The sequence below is a fragment of the Mycobacterium heidelbergense genome (assembly GCF_050205645.1).
Taxonomy (GTDB): domain Bacteria; phylum Actinomycetota; class Actinomycetes; order Mycobacteriales; family Mycobacteriaceae; genus Mycobacterium; species Mycobacterium heidelbergense_A.
In genome coordinates this window covers 129651-151470 of record NZ_JBNMQT010000002.1, presented here as the reverse complement: position 1 = coordinate 151470, position 21820 = coordinate 129651, and the positions used below count along the sequence as shown (strand labels likewise).

Here is a 21820-nt window from a genome sequence, read left to right as displayed (position 1 = left end):
GCCGGAACGCAAAAGCCCGGACTGCCGAGAGCGGCAATCCGGGCTTTGCGGAAGAGACTTACTTGATGATCTTGACGACCCGGCCGGCGCCGACGGTGCGGCCACCCTCGCGGATCGCGAACCGCAGGCCCTCGTCCATGGCGACGGGCTGGATCAGCTTCACCGTGATGTTGGTGTTGTCACCGGGCATCACCATCTCGGTGCCCTCCGGCAGCGTCACCACACCGGTCACGTCGGTGGTGCGGAAGTAGAACTGCGGACGGTAGTTGTTGAAGAACGGCGTGTGCCGGCCGCCCTCGTCCTTGGACAGGATGTAGACCTGGCCCTCGAACTCGGTGTGCGGCGTGGTGGTGCCGGGCTTGGTCACGACCTGGCCGCGCTCGACGTCCTCACGCTTGATACCACGCAGCAGCAGCCCGACGTTGTCGCCGGCCTGCCCCTGGTCGAGCAGCTTGCGGAACATCTCGACGCCGGTGACCGTGGTCTTGGTGGTCTCCGGGCGGATGCCGACGATCTCGACTTCCTCGTTCACGTTGATCACGCCGCGCTCGACACGACCGGTAACCACGGTGCCGCGGCCGGTGATCGTGAAGACGTCCTCGACGGGCATCAGGAACGGCTTGTCCGTCTCGCGGACCGGGTCCGGGATCGACTCGTCGACCGCGGCCATCAGCTCCTCGACGGACTCGACCCATTTGGCGTCGCCCTCGAGCGCCTTGAGCGCCGAAACCCGGATCACCGGGGCCTCCTCGTCGAACTCCTGGGCGGCCAGCAGTTCGCGGACCTCCATCTCGACGAGCTCGAGCAGCTCCTCGTCATCCACGGCGTCGGCCTTGTTCAGGGCCACCAGGATGTACGGCACGCCGACCTGACGGGCCAACAGCACGTGCTCGCGGGTCTGCGGCATCGGGCCGTCGGTCGCGGCGACCACCAGGATCGCGCCGTCCATCTGGGCGGCGCCGGTGATCATGTTCTTGATGTAGTCGGCGTGACCAGGGGCGTCGACGTGCGCGTAGTGGCGCTTGTCGGTCTGGTACTCGACGTGCGCGATGTTGATCGTGATACCGCGCTGACGCTCCTCGGGAGCGTTGTCGATCTGGTCGAACGCCTTCGACTCGTTCAGGTCCGGAAACTTGTCATGCAGGACCTTGGTGATAGCCGCGGTCAGTGTGGTCTTGCCGTGGTCAACGTGACCGATGGTCCCGATGTTGACGTGGGGCTTGGTCCGCTGGAACTTCGCCTTCGCCACTTTTGTGTCCTCCGACTTGTTTGGTGCTTGTTAAGCAGTGTTGATGTTTTCCGTTGTGCCGCGGTGACCGCGTCAGCTTACTCGTAGCGTTTTGTCTACTCGCCCGTCGCCTTCGCAATGATCTCCTTCGACACCTGCGCCGGGACTTCGGCGTAGCTGTCGAACACCATGGAGTAGTTGGCCCGGCCTTGCGTCTTGGACCTCAGGTCCCCGACGTAGCCGAACATCTCGGACAGCGGCACGTGTGCCCGAACGACGCGCGCACCGGCCCGCTCCTCCATGGCCTGGATCTGGCCACGGCGGGAGTTCAGGTCGCCGATCACGTCACCCATGTAGTCCTCGGGTGTGGTCACTTCGACCGCCATGATCGGCTCGAGGATCACCGGCTGGGCTTGCGCCGCAGCCTTTTTCAGTACCTGCGACCCCGCGATCTTGAACGCCATCTCCGAGGAGTCGACCTCGTGGTAGGCGCCGTCGAGCAGGGTGACCTTCAGGTTCACCAGTGGGTAGCCGGCCAGCACGCCGTACTGCATGGCGTCCTGCGCACCGGCATCCACCGACGGGATGTACTCGCGCGGGATGCGGCCGCCGGTGACCTTGTTCTGGAACTCGTAGGTCGCACCGTCTTCGCCGGTGAACGGCTCGAGGTTGATGATGACCTTCGCGAACTGGCCCGAGCCACCCGTCTGCTTCTTGTGGGTGAACTCGACGTTCTGCACGACCCGCTTGATGGTCTCCTTGTAGGCCACCTGCGGCTTGCCGACGTTGGCCTCGACCTTGAATTCGCGGCGCATGCGGTCCACCAGGATGTCCAGGTGCAGCTCGCCCATGCCGCCGATCACGGTCTGGCCGGTCTCGGAATCGAGGTGCACCTTGAACGTCGGGTCCTCTTCGGCGAGCTTCTGGATCGACAGGGACAGTTTCTCCTGGTCGCTCTTGGTCTTGGGCTCGATGGCCACCTCGATCACCGGGGCGGGGAACGTCATCGACTCCAGCACGACCTGCTGGTTCGGGTCGCTCAGGGTGTCACCGGTGGTGGTGTCCTTGAGGCCGATCACCGCGTAGATGTGACCCGCGGAAGCGCGCTCGACCGGGTTCTCCTTGTTGGAGTGCATCTGGAACAGCTTGCCCAGCCGCTCCTTCTTGCCCTTGGTGGCGTTGATGACCTGGCTGCCGGACTCGACGGTGCCCGAGTACACGCGGATGTAGGTCAGCTTGCCGAAGAACGGGTGCGTGGCGATCTTGAACGCCAGCGCGGAGAACGGCTCGTCGGTCGTCGCGTTGCGCACGACCTCCTCGTCCTCCTTGCCGGGCGCGTGCCCGACGGCCGGCGGCACGTCCAGCGGCGACGGCAGGTAGTCCACGACGGCGTCGAGCATGGGCTGCACGCCCTTGTTCTTGAACGCGCTGCCGCACAGCACCGGATAGATCTCCGAGGCGATGGTCAGCTTGCGAATCGCGGCCTTGATCTCCTCGACGGTGATCTCCTCGCCGCCGACGTACTTCTCCAGCAGCTCCTCGTCGGTCTCCGCGACGACCTCGAGTAGCTTGGTCCGGTATTCCTCGGCCGTTTCGGCCAGGTCGGCCGGGATCTCGACGGTGTCGTAGGTCTCGCCGAGCTTCGTTTCACCGCGCCACACCTTGGCGTTCATCTCGACCAGGTCGACGATGCCCTCGAAGTCGCCCTCCGAGCCGATCGGCAGCTGGATCGGCACCGCGTTGGCGCCGAGGCGCTCCTCCATGGTGCGGACCGAGAAGTAGAAGTCCGCACCGATCTTGTCCATCTTGTTGACGAAGCAGATGCGGGGGACGTCGTACTTGTCGGCCTGCCGCCAGACCTGCTCGGACTGCGGCTCGACACCCTCCTTGCCGTCGAACACGGCAACGGCCCCGTCGAGCACGCGCAGGTTGCGTTCCACCTCGACGGTGAAGTCGACGTGTCCCGGGGTGTCGATGATGTTGAGCTGGTTGTCTTTCCAGAACGTCGTCGTGGCCGCGGAGGTGATGGTGATTCCGCGTTCCTGCTCCTGCTCCATCCAGTCCATGGTGGCGGCGCCGTCATGGACCTCACCGATCTTGTAGTTGATGCCGGTGTAGTACAGGATCCGCTCGGTAGTTGTCGTTTTGCCGGCATCGATGTGCGCCATGATGCCGAAGTTGCGGACCTTGCTCAGGTCGGTCAGCACGTCCTTCTGTGCCACAGAAGTCTTCCCACTCTTTCCGGTTGCTTAGTTAATTCGCTGTCGGTTTGCGCCCGGCCGGCCGCACTGCCAGTTGGCGCCGTTCCGGCCCCTACCAGCGATAGTGCGCAAATGCGCGGTTTGCCTCGGCCATCTTGTGGGTGTCCTCACGCCGCTTGACGGAGGCCCCGAGGCCGTTGCTGGCATCCAAGATCTCGTTTGCCAGCCGCTCGATCATGGTCTTCTCCCGGCGCTGCCGCGAGAAGCTGACAAGCCAGCGCAGCGCCAGCGTGGTGGACCGGTCCGGACGCACCTCCACGGGCACCTGGTAGGTCGCACCACCGACGCGGCGGCTGCGCACCTCCAGGGCGGGCTTGACGTTGTCGAGAGCACGCTTGAGGGTGATGACGGGATCGGTGCCCGTCTTGTCCCGGGCGTGTTCGAGCGCTCCATAAACAATGCGCTCGGCCAGCGATTTCTTCCCCTTGAGCAGAACTTTGTTGACCAGCTGGGTGACCAGCTGCGATCCGTATACAGGGTCGTTGACCAGCGGACGCTTGGGCGCGGGCCCCTTGCGCGGCATTAGCTCTTCTCCTTCTTGGCGCCATAACGGCTGCGAGCCTGCTTGCGGTTCTTGACACCCTGGGTGTCGAGCGAACCGCGGATGATCTTGTACCGCACACCGGGCAGGTCCTTGACTCGGCCACCGCGCACCAGCACCATCGAGTGCTCCTGCAGGTTGTGGCCCTCGCCGGGGATGTAGGCGGTGACCTCGACCTGGCTCGTCAGCTTCACGCGCGCGACCTTGCGAAGCGCCGAGTTCGGCTTCTTCGGGGTGGTGGTGTACACGCGGGTGCATACGCCACGGCGCTGCGGGCTGCCCTTCAGAGCCGCGGTCTTGACCTTGCCGATCTTGTCCCGACGACCCTTGCGGACCAGCTGCTGAATGGTTGGCATCTACCGGCTTTCTGTGTTCGGCGTCTTGCTAGCACGGGTGGTGTCGCATGCGCTCAGCACCGGATTCATCCGATGCATCGTGGACATGCGAATTCGCCCGGCATCCACTTCCTTACGTCAGGCGCCGTAAGCCGCCAGGCACGAGCAACCACAATACCCGCCGCTGGTCGTGCAGGTCAAAGTGGCTTAGGTCGGGTTCGCGCCCTTGTGCGCCGTCCGCCTTTCCAGGCCCGTCGCGAGGCGCAGCACCATGTCGGAGAACAGCGCATCGGTGTCGATGTCGTCCATCACACCGGTCATTTCCAGCAACACGAAGCCGTGCAGCGCGGACCAGAATTCGAGTGCCGCGTAGAACGCCTCCTCCCCGTCCAGGCCGTAGGAGGACAACACCGCGATAACGGGCGCGGCCGCGTTGCGGGTGGCGGCGGTGTACTCGGGGTCGTCACCGCCCAGCGGCATCCGGGTGAACGCCGAGTAGCGGCCCGGATGGTGGTGGGCGTAGCTGCGGTAGGCACCGGCCATGACCAGCACCGCGTCGTCGCGGGCCCGCCCCTCGCCGACGCGGTTCAGCATCGTGATGATGTCGTCGATGACCCGGATCCGCACCGCGCGCCGCAGGTCCTCCAGGCTGTCCACATGGTTGTACAGCGACGGCCCCTTGGTGCCCAGCTGCGTCGCGAGCGCGTTGATGGTCAGCGAGTCCCAGCCTTCCCGGTCCAGGAAGGTCAGCGCGCCGTCGACGATGCCGTCGCGGCTCAGCTTGGCCGGACGGGAGGCGGACCTCCCGGCGCGTTGTCGCCCGCCGGCTGACGGTTGTTCCGGCTGAGCTGTCATGGCGACCGCACCTCGATTTCACTGAACGGCTGGAGGTCAACTAATGACTCTAGTTGACGGCGGCGGGAAACGGCTCCGGCCCGGCCGGGGCGGCGCCGCGGTGATGTGAGAGAAAAAAGTCTGCCATCGAGCAGGCAAATGCACGTACGCTCAGTCCAGCGAATACCAGCCGAAGCGAAGGGGGCCGGCAGTGAGGTGGACAACCGTCGCCGGGTCGCTTGCAACCTGTGTCATCGTCTCACTTGCCGCCGGGGCGCCCCCGGCCCACGCCAAGAACGGCGACACCCACGTGACCGGCATGGGCGTCGAGCAGACGCTGGACTGCAACGACGCCACCCTGATCGTCAACGGCACCAACAACACCGTCAACGCGATGGGCAACTGTTGGGCCGTGACCGTGATGGGCTCGGGCAACACCGTCATTGCCGACTCGGTGACGCACGACATCACCGTGTACGGCTACAACCAGACGGTGTTCTTCCACAACGGCGCGCCGATACTGTGGGACCGCGGCCGCGAACTGGGCATGACCAACCGGCTCCAGCAGGTGCCCGCCTGAGACGAGGGGAATCGACGAATGATGCGTGCAGCCCGAAACATTGAGCACCCACGCGGCCTGGCCGCCTACGCGCTGGCGCCGGCACTCGCGGCCCTGGTGCTGGCCGGCTGCAGTTCGACGGCCAACCCGCCCGGCGGATCCGCCACGACGACCGCGAGCAGCGCGACCACGACGACGAGCGCGGGGGCCACGACCACGGGCACGAGCGGGGCGAGCACCACCGCATCGGTCGAGATCGGCAACACGCTGAACTACGGATCGATGGGAACCACGGCCACGCTCGACTGCGCCAGCGGCAAATCGCTGAACGTCGCCGGTTCGAACAACACGCTGACGGTCACCGGCACCTGCGAGAAGGTGAATGTCGGCGGCACCAACAACAAGATCACGATCGACAAGATCAACACCAAGCTCACGGTGTTGGGCCGGGACAACACCATCACCTACAAAGACGGCGACCCGAAGATCGACAACATCGGGTCGACCAATACCATCAACAAGGGCGGCTGACCGAAAGCTGTTGACGGCCCGCCTAATTCGCGGGCGCGCCGTGCCGGCCCGCTCCCCCGGCGAATCGGCCCGCCCCCTCCAGCGCCTCCCCGGCGACCCGGGAAATGCTGGCGAATTCGCCGTCCAGCGCCGCGGATTCCGGCAGCCCCCACTGATGCAGAGCCGAGAGCCGATCCGAACGCAGGCACTGCTGCGGCAGGGCGGCCAATTCGGCCGCCAAGTCCTCGGCCGCCTGGCGGGCCCGGCCTTTAGGCACCACCCGATTCGCCAATCCCATCGCGAGCGCTTCGTCGGCTTTGACACCGCGGCCGGTGAGGATCATGTCCATCGCCCGGCTGTGCCCGATCAGCCGCGGTAGCCGCACGGTGCCGCCGTCGATCAGCGGCACGCCCCAGCGGCGGCAGAAGACACCGAACACCGCGTCCTCCTCGGCCACCCGCATGTCGCACCACAACGACAACTCCAGGCCCCCGGCGACGGCGTAACCGCTCACCGCGGCGATCACCGGCTTGGAGAGAACCATGCGCGACGGGCCCATCGGGCCGGGACCGGTCCGGTGCACCGCGTTGGCCTCCGCCGTGCCGAACGACTTCAAATCGGCTCCCGCGCAAAAGGTTCCGCCGTCGCCCCACAGCACGGCCACCGACGCCGAATCGTCACGGTCGAATTGCTCGAACGCCGCGTACAGCGCCGCGGCCGTCGGACCGTTGACGGCGTTGCGCGCCTCCGGCCGGTTGATGATCACCGTCGTCACCGGGCCATTGCGCTCTACTCGCACCGGGTCACTCATGTCGCCTCCAGGAGTTGGGTCGGATCGCGCCGTTTGAGAAGCTCGGCGGCAAAGTCGTGGTACGCCGCGCGCAGCCGGGCACCCGGCCAGTCGGACGGTAACAATTCGTCGGGCAGCACCGGGTCGGTCAGCAGGTGCCGCACCGTCGCCGCGGCCACCATAAAACGGGCGGGAACGTCCGGCGCGGCGGCCATCTCGCCGAGCAGCCGGTGCCCGGTCTGCGCCCACGCGGGCAGATCCCACAGCCGTCCGGCCAGCTCGGCCGGGGCGTCGTCGCGCGCCGTCAGGGTCCGCACCTGGGCTTCGAGCGTGCGATCCAGGTCCAGCTCCAGGTTGTCCGGCCGCATCCACACGCCCTCACGCAGTTCACCAAAGCGCTTGCCGTGCATGGCGGTTCGCAGCGCGGCCCGGGTACGCGCGTCGTTGCCCACGCTGGTCACGATGAGGAGGAACCAGTCGCCGCGCCAGGCCCGGACCCGTGGATCGATGGCATCGTCCTGCCGGCGCTGGCGGGCCAGCAGGCGATCCGACAGCCGGTAGCCGTCGGCGGAGCGGATCAGGTCGCCGGCGCCGACCATGCGGGTCAGGGCAACCCGCAACGTCGCCTCCTTGATGCCGAAATCATTTGTAAGCCTGATCAATTCGCCGGCCGTGGCCCAGGCGGGGTGGGCGCCGAGCAGCACACTGAGCACCACCGACCGCGCTGTCATGTTGGGCATGGCTACACCTGTGACGCCTGGCGGCCGTAGTCCCCGAAGGGCTCGTCGCGATGCTTGACGGCGTCCCGAAAGCCGTGCTCGACCGCATCGGCGACGAAGGCATGCCCCTCCGGCGTGTGCCGGGCAACGCCGTCGAACACGGTGCTGACCATCCTGCTGGTGGCCACACCCTGTTGCAGCAGGGCGGAATTCAGCGCGAGCTTGACCATGATCAGCTGGTTGACCGGCACCGCGGCGATCCGCTCCACCAGCCGCTCGGTGCGCTCGTCGAGGTCTTTCGGGTCGGGCGCCTCGACGGCCAGGCCCCATTCGGCGGCCTGCGCGCCGGTGATGCAATCACCGGTCAGCAGAAGGCGTTTGGCGCGCTGGTCACCAAGCCGGTGCGCCCACAGACCCGCCGCCGGGACGCCCCACACCCGGGTTGGCGGGTAGCCGATCTTGGCGTCGGCGGCGGCGATCACCTGGTCGGCGTGCAGCGCGATGTCGGTGCCGCCGGCCACGCAGTAGCCGTGGATCTTGACCACAGTCGGCTTGTCGGCATGCATCAGGCTGGAGAAGCCGCGCACGAAGCGGCTCATCATCTGGTAGTCGATCATCGGGTCCCACGGCTGGTCCGGCAGGTGGTTGACCGCCTGCGTCTTGCCGTCGAGCACGGTGCCCGCATACGCGCCCGTCCCGCCGGCCGAACCGGTTCGGTCGGCATAGGCGGACAGGTCAAAGCCCGCGCAGAAACCCTCGCCCCGACCGGACACCAGGATGACGTGCACGTTCGGGTCGAGGTCGGCACGCTCCACCAACGCCGAGAGCTCCAGCGGGGTGTCGGCGACGATCGCGTTGCCCTTCTCGGGCCGGTTGAAGGTGATGCGGGCAACCCGGTCGGTGACCTCGTAGGTCATCGTCTTCAGGTTGTCGAAATCGACAGGCCTGATGGCGTGAGTCATCCCTTTACTAGAGCACGCTCGAGGATGGGCGCGAGGTCCAGGCCGGTCGGCATGGTGCCGTATGCCCCACCCCACTGGCCGCCCAGCCGGGTGGCCAGGAAGGCCTCGGCGACGGCGGGATGACCGTGGCGCACCAGCAGCGAGGCCTGCAGCGCCAGCGAGATGTCCTCGGCCACCTTGCGGGCCCGGTACTGGATTGTGTCCAGGTCGGTCAGGTCCTGCCGCAGCCCCTCGACGTGGCGCCCCAGCCGCGGATCCTGACCGGTGCTCTCGCCCAGTTCGGCGAACAGCACCTCGACGCATTCGGGGCGAGTTGCCATGGCGCGCAACGTGTCCAGCGCGCTGACATTGCCCGAGCCCTCCCAGATGCCCATCAGCGGTGCCTCACGGAACAGGCGCGGCATGCCCGAGTCCTCGACGTAGCCGTTGCCGCCCAGGCATTCCAGCGCCTCGGCGGCGTGCGGGGTGGCGCGTTTGCACACCCAGTACTTGCTGGCCGCCAAGCCGATGCGGCGCAGCAGCGCCTCCCTCTCGTCCCCGCGCAACGCCCTGTCGGTCGCACCGGCCATCCGCATCGCGACGATAGTGGCGGCCTCCGCCTCCACCGCCAAGTCGGCCAGCACGTTGCGCATCAACGGCTGGTCAATCAGGTAGGCGCCGAACGCCTTTCGGTGCTGGGCGTGGTGGATCGCACGGGTCAGGCCGGTGCGCATGCTGGTGGCGCTTCCCAGCGTGCAGTCGAGCCGGGTGAGGTTGACCATCTCGATGATGGTCGGCACGCCGCGGCCCTCCTCGCCGACCAACCACGCGACGGCGCCGTCGTATTCGACCTCGCTCGAAGCGTTGGCGTGGTTGCCGAGCTTGTCCTTGAGGCGCTGCAGGAACATTCGGTTGCGGCTGCCGTCGGGCAGTATCCGCGGCAACAGGAAGCAGGACAGACCACCCGGGGCCTGCGCGAGCACCAGGAAGATGTCGCACATCGGCGCCGAGGTGAACCATTTGTGACCGGTCAGGCTGTAGCTGCCGTCGCCGTTCGGGGTCGCCTCGGTGGTGCCGGCGCGCACGTCGGAGCCGCCTTGCTTCTCCGTCATCGACATGCCGGCCGTGATGCCGCGCTTGGTGGTGGCCAGCTTGAGTTCTGGGTCGTATTCGCGACTGGTCAGCAGCGGCTCGTACACGGCCGCCAGTTCGGGGTTGTAGCGCAACGCGGGTACGACGGCGTAGGTCATCGAGACGGGGCAGGTGTGTCCGGGCTCGACGTTCCAGACCGACATCTTGGCGGCCCGCACCACATGATTGCCCGGCCGCTCGTCGGACCACGGCGCGGCGTGCAGGCCGTGCCCGATCGCGGTGCGCATCAGCTCGTGGTAGGCGGGGTCGTACTCGACCTCGTCGACACGGTGACCGTAGCGGTCGTGGGTGCGCAGGATGGGGCGGTTGCGGTCGGCGAGCTCACCCCACCGCTGGGCTTCGCGGCTACCCGCGATCGCGCCCACCTCGGTCACCTCATCGACGCCCCACTGCCCGCCCTCGCGGATCAGGGCCTCGACGAGCACGGCGGACGTCGCGGGGTTGTAGTTCTCCAGCGGGGGAACCTGGTTGGTGACGGCATGAGTATCGGGCATGCCGTCCATGTTACATTTTTCCGACAGGCGCACAAGAGCTGTAATAGCGCCTAGGCGGTGTTCTCCCGCAGGAAGGCAATGTCGTCCTTGCGGCCCGCGTCGGCGGTTTCGCAGATCACCGGCGCATCGGCGGCCTTGACCGCCGCGACGAGTAGGTCGGTATCGATCTGGCCGCTGCCCAGGTTGGCGTGTCGGTCGGCGCCCGAGCCCGCCGCGTCCCGTGAGTCGTTGCAGTGCACCAGGTCGATGCGTCCGGTCAGGGCCCTGATCCGGTCGACCGCGTCGATCAGCTCCTCACCCGCGGCCCACGCGTGGCAGGTGTCCAGGCAGAAGCCAATTCCCTTGTCCCCGATGTGATCCCAGAGCCGGCCGATCGTGTCGAAGTGGCGGGCCATCGCGTGATCGCCGCCAGCGGTGTTCTCCAGGTAGACCTGCACGTCCGTTTCGAGGTAGTCCAGCGCCTTGACCCAGCGCTCGAAACCGGCCTCCATGTCGTTGTCGTCCGCGTGGCCGCCGTGCACGATCACCGCGGTCGCGTTGATCGCGGCCGCGGCGTCGCAGGTGTCCTGCAATATCTTTCGCGACGGGATGCGGATGCGGTTGTTGGCCGATGCGACGTTGATCAGATACGGCGCGTGGACGTACAGCGGGATGGTCGACGCCTTCAGCGCCTCGGCGTCGTCCCGCGGCTTCGGCTTCTTCCAGCTCTGCGGGTTGCCGAGGAAGAACTGTACCGCGTCGGCGCCGTCGGCCTGTGCGGCGGCCAGGGGATCGTCTTGGTGGACATGTGAACCGATGAGCACGTCGGTCAGTCTAGTGAGGGATCGTGACAGACGGCGATGCCGCCGCGTCTGGATCGATAGACGACTTTCAAATCCGCTAGCGCATGCGATAGTGCTTTCGCGGATCGAGTATCGGTTGCCATGAGGTGCTGCTGTGATTGATGTGATGGCGCGGCCAACTGACTTTCGCTGCAGGATGGTCCGACTAAACTTCGGTCTATGCCGTCGGAACTGCGCTTTGATACCGCTGCCGCGCTGGCGATGGCCAACCGGTGGGGCGTTTCAGCGGGCGAACTAGAGGAAACAGCGGCACCCGCAGGACTTGGCTTGTCGTGTCAGGCCAGTGCCGCCGCGGTGAGCGTCGCCCACGCCAACGTCAGCACTTTCACAGCTGCGTTGGCCGCCCAAGTAGAAAGCCGCGCAACGCACGTCGCCGCCGCAAACACGTACTACATCGCCAACGAAGCTGACTCGGCCACCGAGCTCGCCGCTGTGCCCCCTCCGGTGACCGGCGTGTAGCAATGTCCGCGGTCGCAGGTATACCCAGCCTTTCGCAACTGTTGGCCTGGCCCACCGACCATCTGACCCAGGCGGCCGACCACTGGGAGACCGTCGGCGCGCGAAGCTACGGGGTGGCCAACCAGGTCTGGCGCGATGCGCTCTCAATCGAGTGGCAAGGCGAGGCCGCGGAATCACTGCGTACCGCAACCCATTCCGACATGGTGACGACGAGCGCGGTTGCAGACCAGCTGCACGCGGCGGCGAAGGTTGCGCGCAGCGGGGCTTCAGATATCTCCGCAGCTCGATCCCGGGTCGGCTACGCGGTCGAGGATGCCCGAACGGCCGGGTTCAATGTTGGTGAAGACCTATCAGTGACCGACCGCTCGAGCGGAGGGTCGGCCGCGCAGCGTGTCGCCCGCCAAGCCCAGGCACAGATGTTGGCGGGCGACATCCGCCAGCGCGCCGCGCAACTGGTCGCCCTCGATCAACAGGTCGCCGGCAAAGTGACCGCAGCCGTGGCCGGAATCCGCGAGACCTTCCCGCAAAGTCCTAGCCCCAGTACACCTCCGAAACCCCAGATCCAAGCCGTCGATCGTCACTGGAAGCAAGACCCTGCGCCAAAGCCTGAACCGGATCCTGACACACCGTGGCAGGACCGGCCTCCGCCGAAAACGTTGCAAGACGTCCGCGATGCGTTGCGTCAATTGCGTCCGGGCGAAAATAAGCCGAACAGGGAGTTGGACACTCCTGAGGAGATCCGAAAGTTTTGGGAGTGGCTGAGCAGGGGCGCCGTCGGTGATTTGCCGCCAGTCGGATTTCCACGGAAGGTGCTCGAGGACGGCACCGAGATCAGCCTGCGTCCTGACAGCAAGTCGGGAGGGCCCGTCGTCGACGTCATACCCCCCGGTGCCAATAAGGGGCCCAAGATTCACTTGCCCTTGTCGCCGTTGGTCGATGATCCGCCCCAGCTGCCGCCGGTACTCGATCACCCACCGACGGCACCCCCGCCACCACAACCCGGACATCCTCTTCCAGTCCCGCTGCCGCCGACTCAATTCGCAGACCCGGCTGATCTACCGCCGTGGTTGAGAAATCCCTCCCCGCCAGGATTTCAAGTTAGCCCGGTGCAGCCGCCGCCCGTGTTCGAATGGGATCAGCCGGGCTCTACGGCACCACCAGTAACCCAGCCGACGACGCCAGCACCGGGGGGTGGGTCGTCGTGGTTACCGGAGATCGGCCATGACCTCGGTGAGGCCGGCAAGACGGTGTTTTCATGGATTGTGATAGGGGGAGCTTTGGTGGGTGGAATCTTCGGTGGCCAGGGTGGGCGAGTACCCACCCCATGACCGCACCGCCTCCGCCGCCACAAGGGCAACCCCCGACAGCGTCCTCACTCGTCGACGTGCTGATCGACGATGAAGACATCGAGGACGTGGGTGCGCTCAGCATCGCCCAGGTGCCCGGATGGGTGCGGCAGTTGGGTATTCCGGAAGGCTGGCAGCTCGTGCAGCTTTACGAAATACCGAGGGTGCCTTTAGCGCGGATGGCGGTGCTCGGACCGCGAGAAGACGGAGGTTGGGAGGCTGCCGAAACCATCAGCGTGTTTGGCTACACCGGCTGGCCTGTGTTTTACGAGGTGTTGAGCAACGCTGCCGGCACGCTACGCGACCTTGGTGCCACCGACATCGTCACAAAGGTGCTGCCGATTCCACCGACGCGGTGGGCGGCGGCACTCCGGAGTAGCGGCACTTGTCTCATCGGTGGCCGGCGCGTATGGGTCCAGCAAAGCAACTACGTGGCCGGATCCGAGCAGCCGCGCGCAGGCCGGCTAATCGTGCACAGTGTATTCGTCGATGCCGCGTCCCGTGGCCGGCTGGCTGAAGACATTTCCCAAATGGGCGACGCTGTGTACCAAGGGTTCGTTGCAGCGCTCAGAGCCCCGGATCGCGCCCGCTAGTCATCGCTGGCCACCACCAAGGCCACAGTGTCGGACTGGCGATCGATCAATACAAACTCGTGAAATCCGTCCGAACCGACCGAGGAGCCCCATTCGTGAAGTGCGGTCTCGCGTAGGTCGGGTAACTGGTAGCAGCTGGCGGCGCGTTCCAGCCGCGGATAGACCTCGCGTTCCATAGCGGCGCGATCGTCGGCGGTTAAGGGCACGGTGTAGTCGGCCCAGGTCCTGATCAGTGCTTCGGCGTCGGCTGCCGATACACGCGAAAACACTTGTGGGCTAATGGCGTTCAACCAGTACGGCCCGTGAATGTCTTTCATGTCTTTGTCACCGGTGCCCCCGTAGCTGTCGCGGTAGCGCACATGGCCGATCAAAAGCGCCAATACCGCGTCGTCGTCCGTGTCGGCGGGCAAGTCGAACAATTTGATCGAAACCCATTGCCGGCTGGTCTGGAAATTGATGAACACCTCGCCTTGGTAAACAAGCCGGTCCTCGACCGCCGCATCACCCGCGTCAATCCCGCCCGTTGCCGCCATCGCGTTTTACACCTCCTCACTACGATCGTGCCGCCGCTCACCTATTCAACTACGAGCACACGCTGAAACTTACTTCGAAGCAAGTCAACCCGGGTCCGCACGAAAAAGCCCCCGCACGCGGCGGGGGCTTTTCGCACTGACTACCGGTAGTCGCTGTAACCGTAATCGTCCAGCGGAACGGCGGCACCGGTGGCCTGGCCGAAGTCCGGGCTGTAGTACTGATCCTCGTAGGACGGGATCGTGTACGCCGCGGCCCGGGCCTCCTCGGTGGGCTGCACCTGGATGTTGCGGTAGCGGTTGATACCGGTACCGGCCGGGATCAGCTTTCCGATGATCACGTTCTCCTTCAGACCGTTGAGCTTGTCGCTGCGGCAGTTGATCGCCGCATCGGTCAGCACTCGCGTGGTCTCCTGGAACGACGCCGCGGACAGCCACGAGTCGGTGGCCAGCGACGCCTTCGTGATGCCCATCAGCACCGGGCGGCCGGCGGCGGGCTCGCCGCCCTCGGCCACCACCCGGCGGTTCTCCGCCTCGAACCCCGCACGCTCGATCAGCGAACCGGGCAGGAACTCCGTCGCGCCCGAGTCGATGATCGTGACCCGGCGCAGCATCTGGCGAACGATCACCTCGATGTGCTTGTCGTGGATCGACACACCCTGAGCGCGGTAGACCTCCTGGACCTCGCGGACCAGGTGGATCTGCACCTCGCGGGGGCCCTGCACGCGCAGCACCTCGTGCGGGTCGGCCGAGCCTTCCATCAACTGCTGGCCCACCTCGACGTGGTCACCGTCGGACAGCACTCCCTCGGAACCGTCGTCGTGCTTGAACACACGCAGCCGTTGCCGCTTGGAGAGCTTGTCGTAGACGACTTCCTCGCCGCCGTCGTCGGGAACGATGGTGATCTTGTAGAAGCGCTCACCGTCCTCGAGCCGGACGCGCCCGGTGACGTCGGCGATCGGCGCCTTGCCGCGCGGCACGCGGGCCTCGAACAGCTCCTGCACACGTGGCAGACCACCGGTGATGTCCTCACCGACACCACCCTGGTGGAAGGTGCGCATGGTGAGCTGCGTGCCGGGCTCACCGATGGACTGGGCGGCGACGATGCCGACGGCCTCGCCGATGTCGACCAGCTTGCCGGTGGCCATGGAACGCCCATAGCAGGTCGCACAGACGCCGGTTCCCGTGGTGCACGTCAACACCGAGCGCACCTTGACCGACGTGATGCCGGCCGCCAGCAGGGCGTCGATCTCCGGGTCACCCAGGTCCTCGCCGCGCCCGACGACGACGTTGCCGTCCTTGTCGACCGCGTCGGTGCCCAAAGTCCGTGCGTACGCCGAGGTTTCGATGTACGGGTCGCGGATCAGCGTGCCGTCGGGTTGGCTCTCGGCCAGCTCGACGACGATGCCGCGCTCCGTCTCGCAGTCGTGCTCGCGGACGATGACGTCCTGTGAGACGTCCACCAGGCGACGGGTCAGGTAACCCGAGTCGGCGGTACGCAACGCGGTGTCCGCCAAGCCCTTTCGAGCGCCGTGGGTGTTGATGAAGTACTCCAGCACGGTCAGGCCCTCGCGGAACGACGACTTGACCGGACGCGGGATGAACTCACCCTTCGGGTTGGTCACCAGACCCTTCATGCCGGCCAGCGTTCGGGTCTGCGTGAAGTTACCCGTGGCACCCGAGTCGACGATGGTGATGATCGGGTTGTCGGCGGGGTAGTGCTCGCGGAGCGCCTGACCCACCTCGTCGGTGGCTTCCTTCCAGATCTCCACCAGCGCCTCGTTGCGCTCGTCGTGGTTCAAAGCACCACGCTGGAACTGCTTTTCGACCTTGTCGGCCCGCTCCTCGTACTGGTCGAGGATCTCCTTCTTGCGCGGCGGCACCAACACGTCGGCCATCGACACCGTGACACCACTGCGGGTCGCCCAGTAGAAACCGGCGTCCTTGAGCTTGTCGACGGTCTGCGCGACCACGATCATCGGGTAGCGCTCGGCCAGGTCGTTGATGATGGAGGCCTGCACCTTCTTGTGCATCTGCTTGTTCACGAACGCATACCCCTGCGGCAGCAGCTCGTTGAACATCACCCGACCAAGGGTGGTCTCGGCCATCCACGCGTCACCCGGCTGCCAGCCGGACTCGCCGAACAGCTCGGCCTCGAGTTCGACCGGCGGACGCAGCTGGGTCAACCGCACCTTGATCTTGGCCCGCACCGACAGCACACCGCGGTCGGCCGCCATGATCGCCTCGGCCGGCGAGGCGTACACGCCGGTCTCCGGGCGGTCCTTGGCCGCGGGGACATATTCGCCGGTGTCGCCCTCGACCTCGGTAGTCAGGTAGTACAGCCCGGTCACCATGTCCAGGCGCGGCATGGCCAGCGGCCGGCCCGACGCGGGCGACAGGATGTTGTTGGAAGACAACATGAGGATGCGCGCCTCGGCCTGCGCCTCCGCGGATAGCGGCAGGTGCACGGCCATCTGGTCACCGTCGAAGTCGGCGTTGAACGCCTCACACACCAACGGGTGCAGCTGAATCGCCTTGCCTTCCACCAGCATCGGCTCGAACGCCTGGATACCCAGCCGGTGCAGGGTGGGCGCGCGGTTCAGCAGCACCGGGTGCTCGGCGATGACCTCTTCGAGGACATCCCACACCTGGGGACGCTGACGCTCCACCATCCGCTTGGCGCTCTTGATGTTCTGCGCGTGGTTGAGGTCGACCAGCCGCTTCATCACGAACGGCTTGAACAGCTCGAGCGCCATCAGCTTGGGCAGACCGCACTGGTGCAGCTTGAGCTGCGGGCCGACCACGATGACCGAACGGCCCGAGTAGTCGACGCGCTTACCGAGCAGGTTCTGGCGGAACCGGCCCTGCTTGCCCTTGAGCAGATCCGACAGCGACTTCAGCGGGCGGTTACCCGGCCCGGTGACCGGGCGGCCGCGGCGGCCGTTGTCGAACAGCGCGTCCACGGACTCCTGCAACATCCGCTTCTCGTTGTTGACGATGATCTCGGGGGCACCGAGGTCGATCAGCCTCTTGAGCCGGTTGTTCCGGTTGATCACGCGGCGGTACAGGTCGTTGAGGTCGCTGGTGGCGAACCGGCCACCGTCGAGCTGCACCATCGGGCGCAGTTCCGGCGGAATCACCGGGACGGCGTCGAGCACCATGCCCATCGGCGAGTTGCCCGACTGCTGGAACGCCGCGACCACCTTGAGACGCTTCAGAGCACGAAGCTTCTTCTGCCCCTTGCCGTTTCGGATGACGTCACGCAGCGAGTCGGCCTCGGCGTCGATGTCGAAGTTCTCGATGAGCTTCTGGATCGACTCCGCGCCCATGGCGCCGGTGAAGTACTCGCCGTAGCGGTCGACCAGTTCGCGGTAGAGGTTCTCGTCGACGATCAGCTGCTTGGGGGCCAGCTTGGTGAAGGTGCTCCAGATGTCCTCCAGCCGGTCCAGCTCACGCTGGGCGCGGTCACGGATCTGGCGCATCTCCCGCTCGCCGCCGTCGCGAACCTTGCGCCTGGCGTCGGCCTTGGCGCCCTCGGCCTCCAGCTCGGCCAGGTCGGCTTCGAGCTTTTGCGCACGGGCCTCCAGCTCGGCGTCGCGCTGGTCCTCAACGCCCTTGCGCTCCACCACCATTTCGGCTTCGAGCGTGGACAGCTCGTTGTGCCGCATCTCCTCGTCGACGGACGTGATCACGTACGCGGCGAAGTAGATGATCTTCTCGAGATCCTTCGGCGCGAGGTCGAGCAGGTACCCCAGGCGCGAGGGCACACCCTTGAAGTACCAGATGTGTGTCACCGGAGCGGCGAGCTCGATGTGACCCATCCGCTCGCGGCGCACCTTGGCGCGGGTCACCTCGACGCCGCAGCGCTCACAGATGATGCCCTTGAAGCGCACGCGCTTGTACTTGCCGCAGTAGCACTCCCAGTCGCGAGTCGGTCCGAAGATCTTCTCGCAGAACAGGCCGTCCTTCTCAGGCTTCAGCGTGCGGTAGTTGATCGTCTCCGGCTTCTTGACCTCGCCGTAAGACCATTGCCTGATGTCCTCCGCGGTGGCCAGGCCGATACGGAGTTCATCGAAGAAGTTGACGTCGAGCACGTAACTCCCTTTCCCCTTGCGGGTTTAGTAACTAGTTAAGCCAAGTCCTCAACGGACGCGGATTCGTTGCGGGACAGGTTGATTCCCAGGTTGGCAGCCGCACGCTCAAGGTCCTCGTCCTCGCCCTCGCGCAGCTCGATCGCCGCGCCGTCGGACGAGAGCACCTCAACGTTGAGGCACAGCGACTGCAGCTCCTTGAGCAACACCTTGAACGACTCGGGGATACCCGGCTCGGGGATGTTCTCGCCCTTGACGATCGCCTCGTACACCTTGACCCGACCGACGGTGTCGTCGGACTTGATGGTCAGCAACTCCTGCAGTGTGTACGCAGCACCGTAGGCCTGCATGGCCCAGCACTCCATCTCACCGAAGCGCTGGCCACCGAACTGTGCCTTACCACCGAGCGGCTGCTGGGTGATCATCGAGTACGGCCCCGTGGAGCGGGCGTGGATCTTGTCGTCCACCAGGTGGTGCAGCTTCATGATGTACATGTAGCCAACGGTCACCGGGTACGGGAACGGCTCACCGCTGCGGCCGTCGAGCAGCACCGCCTTGCCGTCGGCATCCACCAGCACTTCGTCGTCCCGGTTGGGCAGCGTGGCCGACAACAGCCCCTGCAACTCGGCCTCCTGGGCACCGTCGAACACCGGCGTCGAGACGATGGCGTTCGGCTCAGCGTCCAGCAGTTCCTTGGGCAACTTGGCCGCCCAGTCGGGAACTCCGTTGCCGGTGTCGATCTTCCAGCCGCTGTGCGCGCACCAACCGAGGTGCGTCTCCAGGATCTGGCCGATGTTCATCCGTCGCGGCACACCGTGGGTGTTCAGGATGATGTCCACCGGCGTGCCGTCCGGCAGGAACGGCATGTCCTCGACGGGCAGGATCTTGCCGATCACGCCCTTGTTGCCGTGCCGGCCGGCGAGCTTGTCGCCGTCGGAGATCTTGCGCTTCTGGGCGACGTAGACGCGGACCAGTTCGTTGACGCCGGCCGGCAGTTCGTCGTCGTCCTCGCGGGAGAACACCCGAATGCCGATCACCTTGCCGGACTCACCGTGCGGCACCTTCAGCGAGGTGTCGCGGACCTCCCGGGCCTTCTCACCGAAGATCGCGCGCAGCAGCCGCTCCTCCGGCGTCAGCTCGGTCTCCCCCTTCGGGGTGACCTTGCCGACCAGGATGTCGCCGTCACGAACCTCGGCGCCGATGCGCACGATGCCGCGTTCGTCGAGGTCGGCGAGCACCTCATCGGAGACGTTCGGGATGTCCCGCGTGATCTCCTCGGCGCCCAGCTTGGTGTCGCGGGCGTCGATCTCATGCTCCTCGATGTGGATCGAGGTGAGCACGTCCTCCTCAACCAGGCGGTTGGAAAGGATGATCGCGTCCTCGTAGTTGTGGCCTTCCCACGGCATGATCGCGACGAGCAGGTTCTTGCCCAGCGCCATCTCGCCGTTGTCGGTGCACGGACCGTCGGCGATCACCTGGCCGGCCTCCACCCGGTCCCCGGCGTCCACGATCGGCGACTGGTTGGCGCACGTGCCGTGGTTGGAGCGGGCGAACTTGCGCATCCGGTAGGTGTGCCGGGTGCCGTCGTCGGCCATCACGGTGATGTAGTCGGCACTGACTTCCTCGATGACGCCGGACTTCTCGGCGACGACGACGTCGCCGGCGTCGATCGCGGCACGTAGCTCCATGCCGGTGCCCACCAGCGGCGCCTCGCTGCGCACCAGCGGAACCGCCTGGCGCTGCATGTTGGCGCCCATCAGGGCACGGTTGGCGTCGTCGTGCTCGAGGAACGGGATCATGGCCGTGGCCACCGACACCATCTGGCGCGGCGAGACGTCCATGTAGTCGACCTCGGCCGAGGACACGTACTCGACCTCGCCCGCCTTGCGGCGGACCAGGACGCGCGCCTCGGTGAAGCGGCCGTCGTCGTCGATCGGCGAGTTGGCCTGCGCCACCACGTGGCGGTCCTCCTCGTCGGCGGTCAGGTATTCGATCTCGTCGCTGACCACACCGTCGACCACCTTGCGGTACGGCGTCTCGATGAAGCCGAACGGGTTGACCCGCGCGTACACCGACAGCGACCCGATCAGACCGATGTTCGGCCCCTCCGGGGTCTCGATCGGGCACATCCGGCCGTAGTGCGACGGGTGCACGTCGCGGACCTCCAGCCCGGCACGCTCGCGCGACAGACCACCCGGTCCCAGCGCCGACAGGCGGCGCTTGTGCGTCAGACCCGAGAGCGGGTTGTTCTGGTCCATGAACTGCGACAGCTGGCTGGTGCCGAAGAACTCCTTGATCGCGGCGACGACGGGCCGGATGTTGATCAGCGTCTGCGGCGTGATCGCCTCGACGTCCTGAGTGGTCATCCGCTCGCGGACGACGCGCTCCATCCGCGACATGCCGACCCGGATCTGGTTCTGGATCAGCTCGCCCACGGTGCGCAGCCGGCGGTTGCCGAAGTGGTCGATGTCGTCGGTCTCCACCGGCACCTCGGTGCCGCCGGGGACGGTCATCGTGGCCTGGCCCTCGTGCAGGCGAACCAGGTATTCGATGGTGGCGACGACGTCTTCCTCGGTCAGCGTCGAGCTGGTGATCGGCTCACCGGCGTGCAGCCCGAGCTTCTTGTTGACCTTGTAGCGGCCGACGCGGGCCAGGTCGTAGCGCTTCTCCTTGAAGAAGAGGTTCTCCAGCAGCGTCTGCGCGGACTCCTTGGTCGGCGGTTCGCCCGGACGCAGCTTGCGGTAGATGTCCAGCAGCGCCTCGTCGGTGCCGGCGGTGTTGTCCTTCTCCAGCGTGGACATCATGATCTCGGAGAACCCGAACCGCTCGGTGATCTGCTCGTTGCTCCAACCGAGCGCCTTGAGCAGCACGGTGACCGGCTGGCGGCGCTTGCGGTCGATGCGGACGCCGACGGTGTCGCGCTTGTCGACGTCGAACTCCAGCCATGCGCCGCGGCTAGGAATCACCTTGACGCTGTGCAGCAGCTTCTCGGTGGACTTGTCGATCGACTCGTCGAAGTACACACCCGGTGAGCGCACCAGCTGGCTGACGACGACACGCTCGGTGCCGTTGATGATGAACGTGCCCTTCTCGGTCATCATCGGGAAGTCACCCATGAACACCGTCTGACTCTTGATCTCACCGGTGTTGTTGTTGATGAACTCCGCGGTGACGAACAGCGGGGCCGCGTACGTCATGTCCTTGTCTTTGCACTCGTCGACCGGCGCCTTGACCTCGTCAAACCGGGGGTCGGAGAACGACAGCGACATCGAGCCGGAGAAGTCCTCGATCGGAGAGAGCTCGTAGAGCACCTCTTCGAGTCCACCCACCGGCTTCACGTCTCCACGTGCCGACGCGGCCTCGCGCCAGCGCGGCGACCCGATCAACCACTCGAACGAGTCGGTTTGCACGTCAAGAAGCCCCGGAACCTCGAGCGGTTCGCGGAGCTTGGCGAAGGAAATTCGGTTGGGTGCTCCAGGCACGGAGCCATTGGTGGAACTTTTTTGGCGACGCTTGCTCTGGCGGGAATCTGCCAAGATGCATCCTTCCAGCACCTCGTGCGACTCACGAGAACCGGGGCCACCGGGCCTGTTCG

The 21820-nt window shown here is 66.0% G+C and carries 18 protein-coding genes; 5 read left to right on the top strand and 13 right to left on the bottom strand.

From position 1 onward, the window contains the following. Positions 1-58 precede the first annotated feature (58 nt). From tuf to ACQI5H_RS02185, 5 genes are all read right to left on the bottom strand, one after another. Entirely contained in the window at positions 59-1249 is a 1191-nt protein-coding gene (tuf, locus tag ACQI5H_RS02205; RefSeq protein ID WP_076061470.1) for an elongation factor Tu, read from the bottom strand. A gap of 95 nt (positions 1250-1344) precedes the next feature. After that, the gene (gene fusA / locus ACQI5H_RS02200) at positions 1345-3450 is read right to left on the bottom strand and encodes an elongation factor G (RefSeq protein WP_076126176.1); all 2106 of its coding nucleotides are present in this window, start codon (positions 3448-3450) and stop codon (positions 1345-1347) included. A 91-nt stretch (positions 3451-3541) separates the two neighbouring features. Further along, on the bottom strand, positions 3542-4012 hold the full coding sequence (rpsG, locus tag ACQI5H_RS02195; protein WP_076061467.1) for a 30S ribosomal protein S7: 471 nt from the start codon (positions 4010-4012) through the stop codon (positions 3542-3544). After that, complete coding sequence (gene rpsL / locus ACQI5H_RS02190; protein WP_003879423.1) at positions 4012-4386, bottom strand: 30S ribosomal protein S12; 375 nt, start codon at positions 4384-4386, stop codon at positions 4012-4014. Before rpsL ends, rpsG begins: the two co-directional genes overlap by 1 nt. A 186-nt stretch (positions 4387-4572) precedes the next feature. Continuing rightward, positions 4573-5220, bottom strand: coding sequence for a TetR/AcrR family transcriptional regulator (locus tag ACQI5H_RS02185; RefSeq protein WP_076126173.1), 648 nt, complete (start codon positions 5218-5220; stop codon positions 4573-4575). A gap of 190 nt (positions 5221-5410) precedes the next feature. Here ACQI5H_RS02185 and ACQI5H_RS02180 point away from each other — a divergent pair, with 190 nt between their 5' ends. Beyond that, on the top strand, positions 5411-5779 hold the full coding sequence (locus ACQI5H_RS02180) for a DUF3060 domain-containing protein (protein WP_427077795.1): 369 nt from the start codon (positions 5411-5413) through the stop codon (positions 5777-5779). Positions 5780-5800: 21 nt separating this feature from the next. Then, positions 5801-6289, top strand: coding sequence for a DUF3060 domain-containing protein (locus tag ACQI5H_RS02175; RefSeq protein ID WP_427077986.1), 489 nt, complete (start codon positions 5801-5803; stop codon positions 6287-6289). Positions 6290-6311: 22 nt separating this feature from the next. Here the strand turns inward: ACQI5H_RS02175 and ACQI5H_RS02170 are convergent, their stop codons facing one another. From ACQI5H_RS02170 to ACQI5H_RS02150, 5 genes are read right to left on the bottom strand one after another with little or no spacing between them, the layout of a single operon-like run. Beyond that, positions 6312-7079, bottom strand: coding sequence for a crotonase/enoyl-CoA hydratase family protein (locus ACQI5H_RS02170; RefSeq protein WP_427077794.1), 768 nt, complete (start codon positions 7077-7079; stop codon positions 6312-6314). Continuing rightward, the gene (locus ACQI5H_RS02165) at positions 7076-7798 is read right to left on the bottom strand and encodes a PaaX family transcriptional regulator C-terminal domain-containing protein (protein ID WP_427077793.1); all 723 of its coding nucleotides are present in this window, start codon (positions 7796-7798) and stop codon (positions 7076-7078) included. The genes ACQI5H_RS02170 and ACQI5H_RS02165 overlap by 4 nt, the downstream gene beginning before the upstream one ends. 2 nt (positions 7799-7800) lie before the next feature. Further along, positions 7801-8739: a crotonase/enoyl-CoA hydratase family protein gene (locus ACQI5H_RS02160; RefSeq protein ID WP_427077792.1), complete on the bottom strand. Its 939-nt coding sequence runs from the start codon at positions 8737-8739 to the stop codon at positions 7801-7803. Then, positions 8736-10364: an acyl-CoA dehydrogenase family protein gene (locus tag ACQI5H_RS02155; RefSeq protein WP_427077791.1), complete on the bottom strand. Its 1629-nt coding sequence runs from the start codon at positions 10362-10364 to the stop codon at positions 8736-8738. Before ACQI5H_RS02155 ends, ACQI5H_RS02160 begins: the two co-directional genes overlap by 4 nt. A gap of 50 nt (positions 10365-10414) precedes the next feature. After that, on the bottom strand, positions 10415-11167 hold the full coding sequence (locus ACQI5H_RS02150) for a deoxyribonuclease IV (RefSeq protein ID WP_427077790.1): 753 nt from the start codon (positions 11165-11167) through the stop codon (positions 10415-10417). Between the two features lie 198 nt (positions 11168-11365). On the opposite strand from ACQI5H_RS02150, the gene ACQI5H_RS02145 reads away from it, so the two are divergent. From ACQI5H_RS02145 to ACQI5H_RS02135, 3 genes are read left to right on the top strand one after another with little or no spacing between them, the layout of a single operon-like run. After that, the gene (locus ACQI5H_RS02145; protein WP_427077789.1) at positions 11366-11665 is read left to right on the top strand and encodes a hypothetical protein; all 300 of its coding nucleotides are present in this window, start codon (positions 11366-11368) and stop codon (positions 11663-11665) included. Between the two features lie 2 nt (positions 11666-11667). Next, positions 11668-12993 (top strand): hypothetical protein, encoded by a 1326-nt coding sequence (locus ACQI5H_RS02140; RefSeq protein ID WP_427077788.1) that lies wholly within the window; start codon positions 11668-11670, stop codon positions 12991-12993. A gap of 56 nt (positions 12994-13049) precedes the next feature. Next, positions 13050-13604 (top strand): hypothetical protein, encoded by a 555-nt coding sequence (locus ACQI5H_RS02135; RefSeq protein WP_427077787.1) that lies wholly within the window; start codon positions 13050-13052, stop codon positions 13602-13604. Here ACQI5H_RS02135 and ACQI5H_RS02130 read toward each other — a convergent pair. The 3 genes from ACQI5H_RS02130 to ACQI5H_RS02120 form a co-directional block, all read right to left on the bottom strand. Further along, complete coding sequence (locus ACQI5H_RS02130; protein WP_427077786.1) at positions 13601-14137, bottom strand: hypothetical protein; 537 nt, start codon at positions 14135-14137, stop codon at positions 13601-13603. The two genes, ACQI5H_RS02135 and ACQI5H_RS02130, sit on opposite strands and share 4 nt — an antisense overlap. Before the next feature lie 140 nt (positions 14138-14277). Continuing rightward, on the bottom strand, positions 14278-18228 hold the full coding sequence (locus ACQI5H_RS02125) for a DNA-directed RNA polymerase subunit beta' (protein WP_427077785.1): 3951 nt from the start codon (positions 18226-18228) through the stop codon (positions 14278-14280). 35 nt (positions 18229-18263) lie between these two features. After that, positions 18264-21761, bottom strand: a complete 3498-nt coding sequence (locus tag ACQI5H_RS02120) for a DNA-directed RNA polymerase subunit beta (RefSeq protein ID WP_427077784.1) — start codon at positions 21759-21761, stop codon at positions 18264-18266. Positions 21762-21820: the final 59 nt, after the last annotated feature.

What these genes read in the sequence shown, in the direction of transcription:
- ACQI5H_RS02175 (WP_427077986.1), top strand. Translation starts at nt 5,801, where the DNA reads ATGCGTGCAGCCCGAAACATTGAGCACCCACGCGGCCTGGCCGCCTAC.
- ACQI5H_RS02145 (WP_427077789.1), top strand. Translation starts at nt 11,366, where the DNA reads ATGCCGTCGGAACTGCGCTTTGATACCGCTGCCGCGCTGGCGATGGCC.
- ACQI5H_RS02185 (WP_076126173.1), bottom strand. Translation starts at nt 5,220, where the DNA reads ATGACAGCTCAGCCGGAACAACCGTCAGCCGGCGGGCGACAACGCGCC.
- rpsL (WP_003879423.1), bottom strand. Translation starts at nt 4,386, where the DNA reads ATGCCAACCATTCAGCAGCTGGTCCGCAAGGGTCGTCGGGACAAGATC.
- ACQI5H_RS02160 (WP_427077792.1), bottom strand. Translation starts at nt 8,739, where the DNA reads ATGACTCACGCCATCAGGCCTGTCGATTTCGACAACCTGAAGACGATG.
- ACQI5H_RS02140 (WP_427077788.1), top strand. Translation starts at nt 11,668, where the DNA reads ATGTCCGCGGTCGCAGGTATACCCAGCCTTTCGCAACTGTTGGCCTGG.
- ACQI5H_RS02155 (WP_427077791.1), bottom strand. Translation starts at nt 10,364, where the DNA reads ATGCCCGATACTCATGCCGTCACCAACCAGGTTCCCCCGCTGGAGAAC.
- ACQI5H_RS02165 (WP_427077793.1), bottom strand. Translation starts at nt 7,798, where the DNA reads ATGCCCAACATGACAGCGCGGTCGGTGGTGCTCAGTGTGCTGCTCGGC.
- ACQI5H_RS02130 (WP_427077786.1), bottom strand. Translation starts at nt 14,137, where the DNA reads ATGGCGGCAACGGGCGGGATTGACGCGGGTGATGCGGCGGTCGAGGAC.
- rpsG (WP_076061467.1), bottom strand. Translation starts at nt 4,012, where the DNA reads ATGCCGCGCAAGGGGCCCGCGCCCAAGCGTCCGCTGGTCAACGACCCT.
- ACQI5H_RS02170 (WP_427077794.1), bottom strand. Translation starts at nt 7,079, where the DNA reads ATGAGTGACCCGGTGCGAGTAGAGCGCAATGGCCCGGTGACGACGGTG.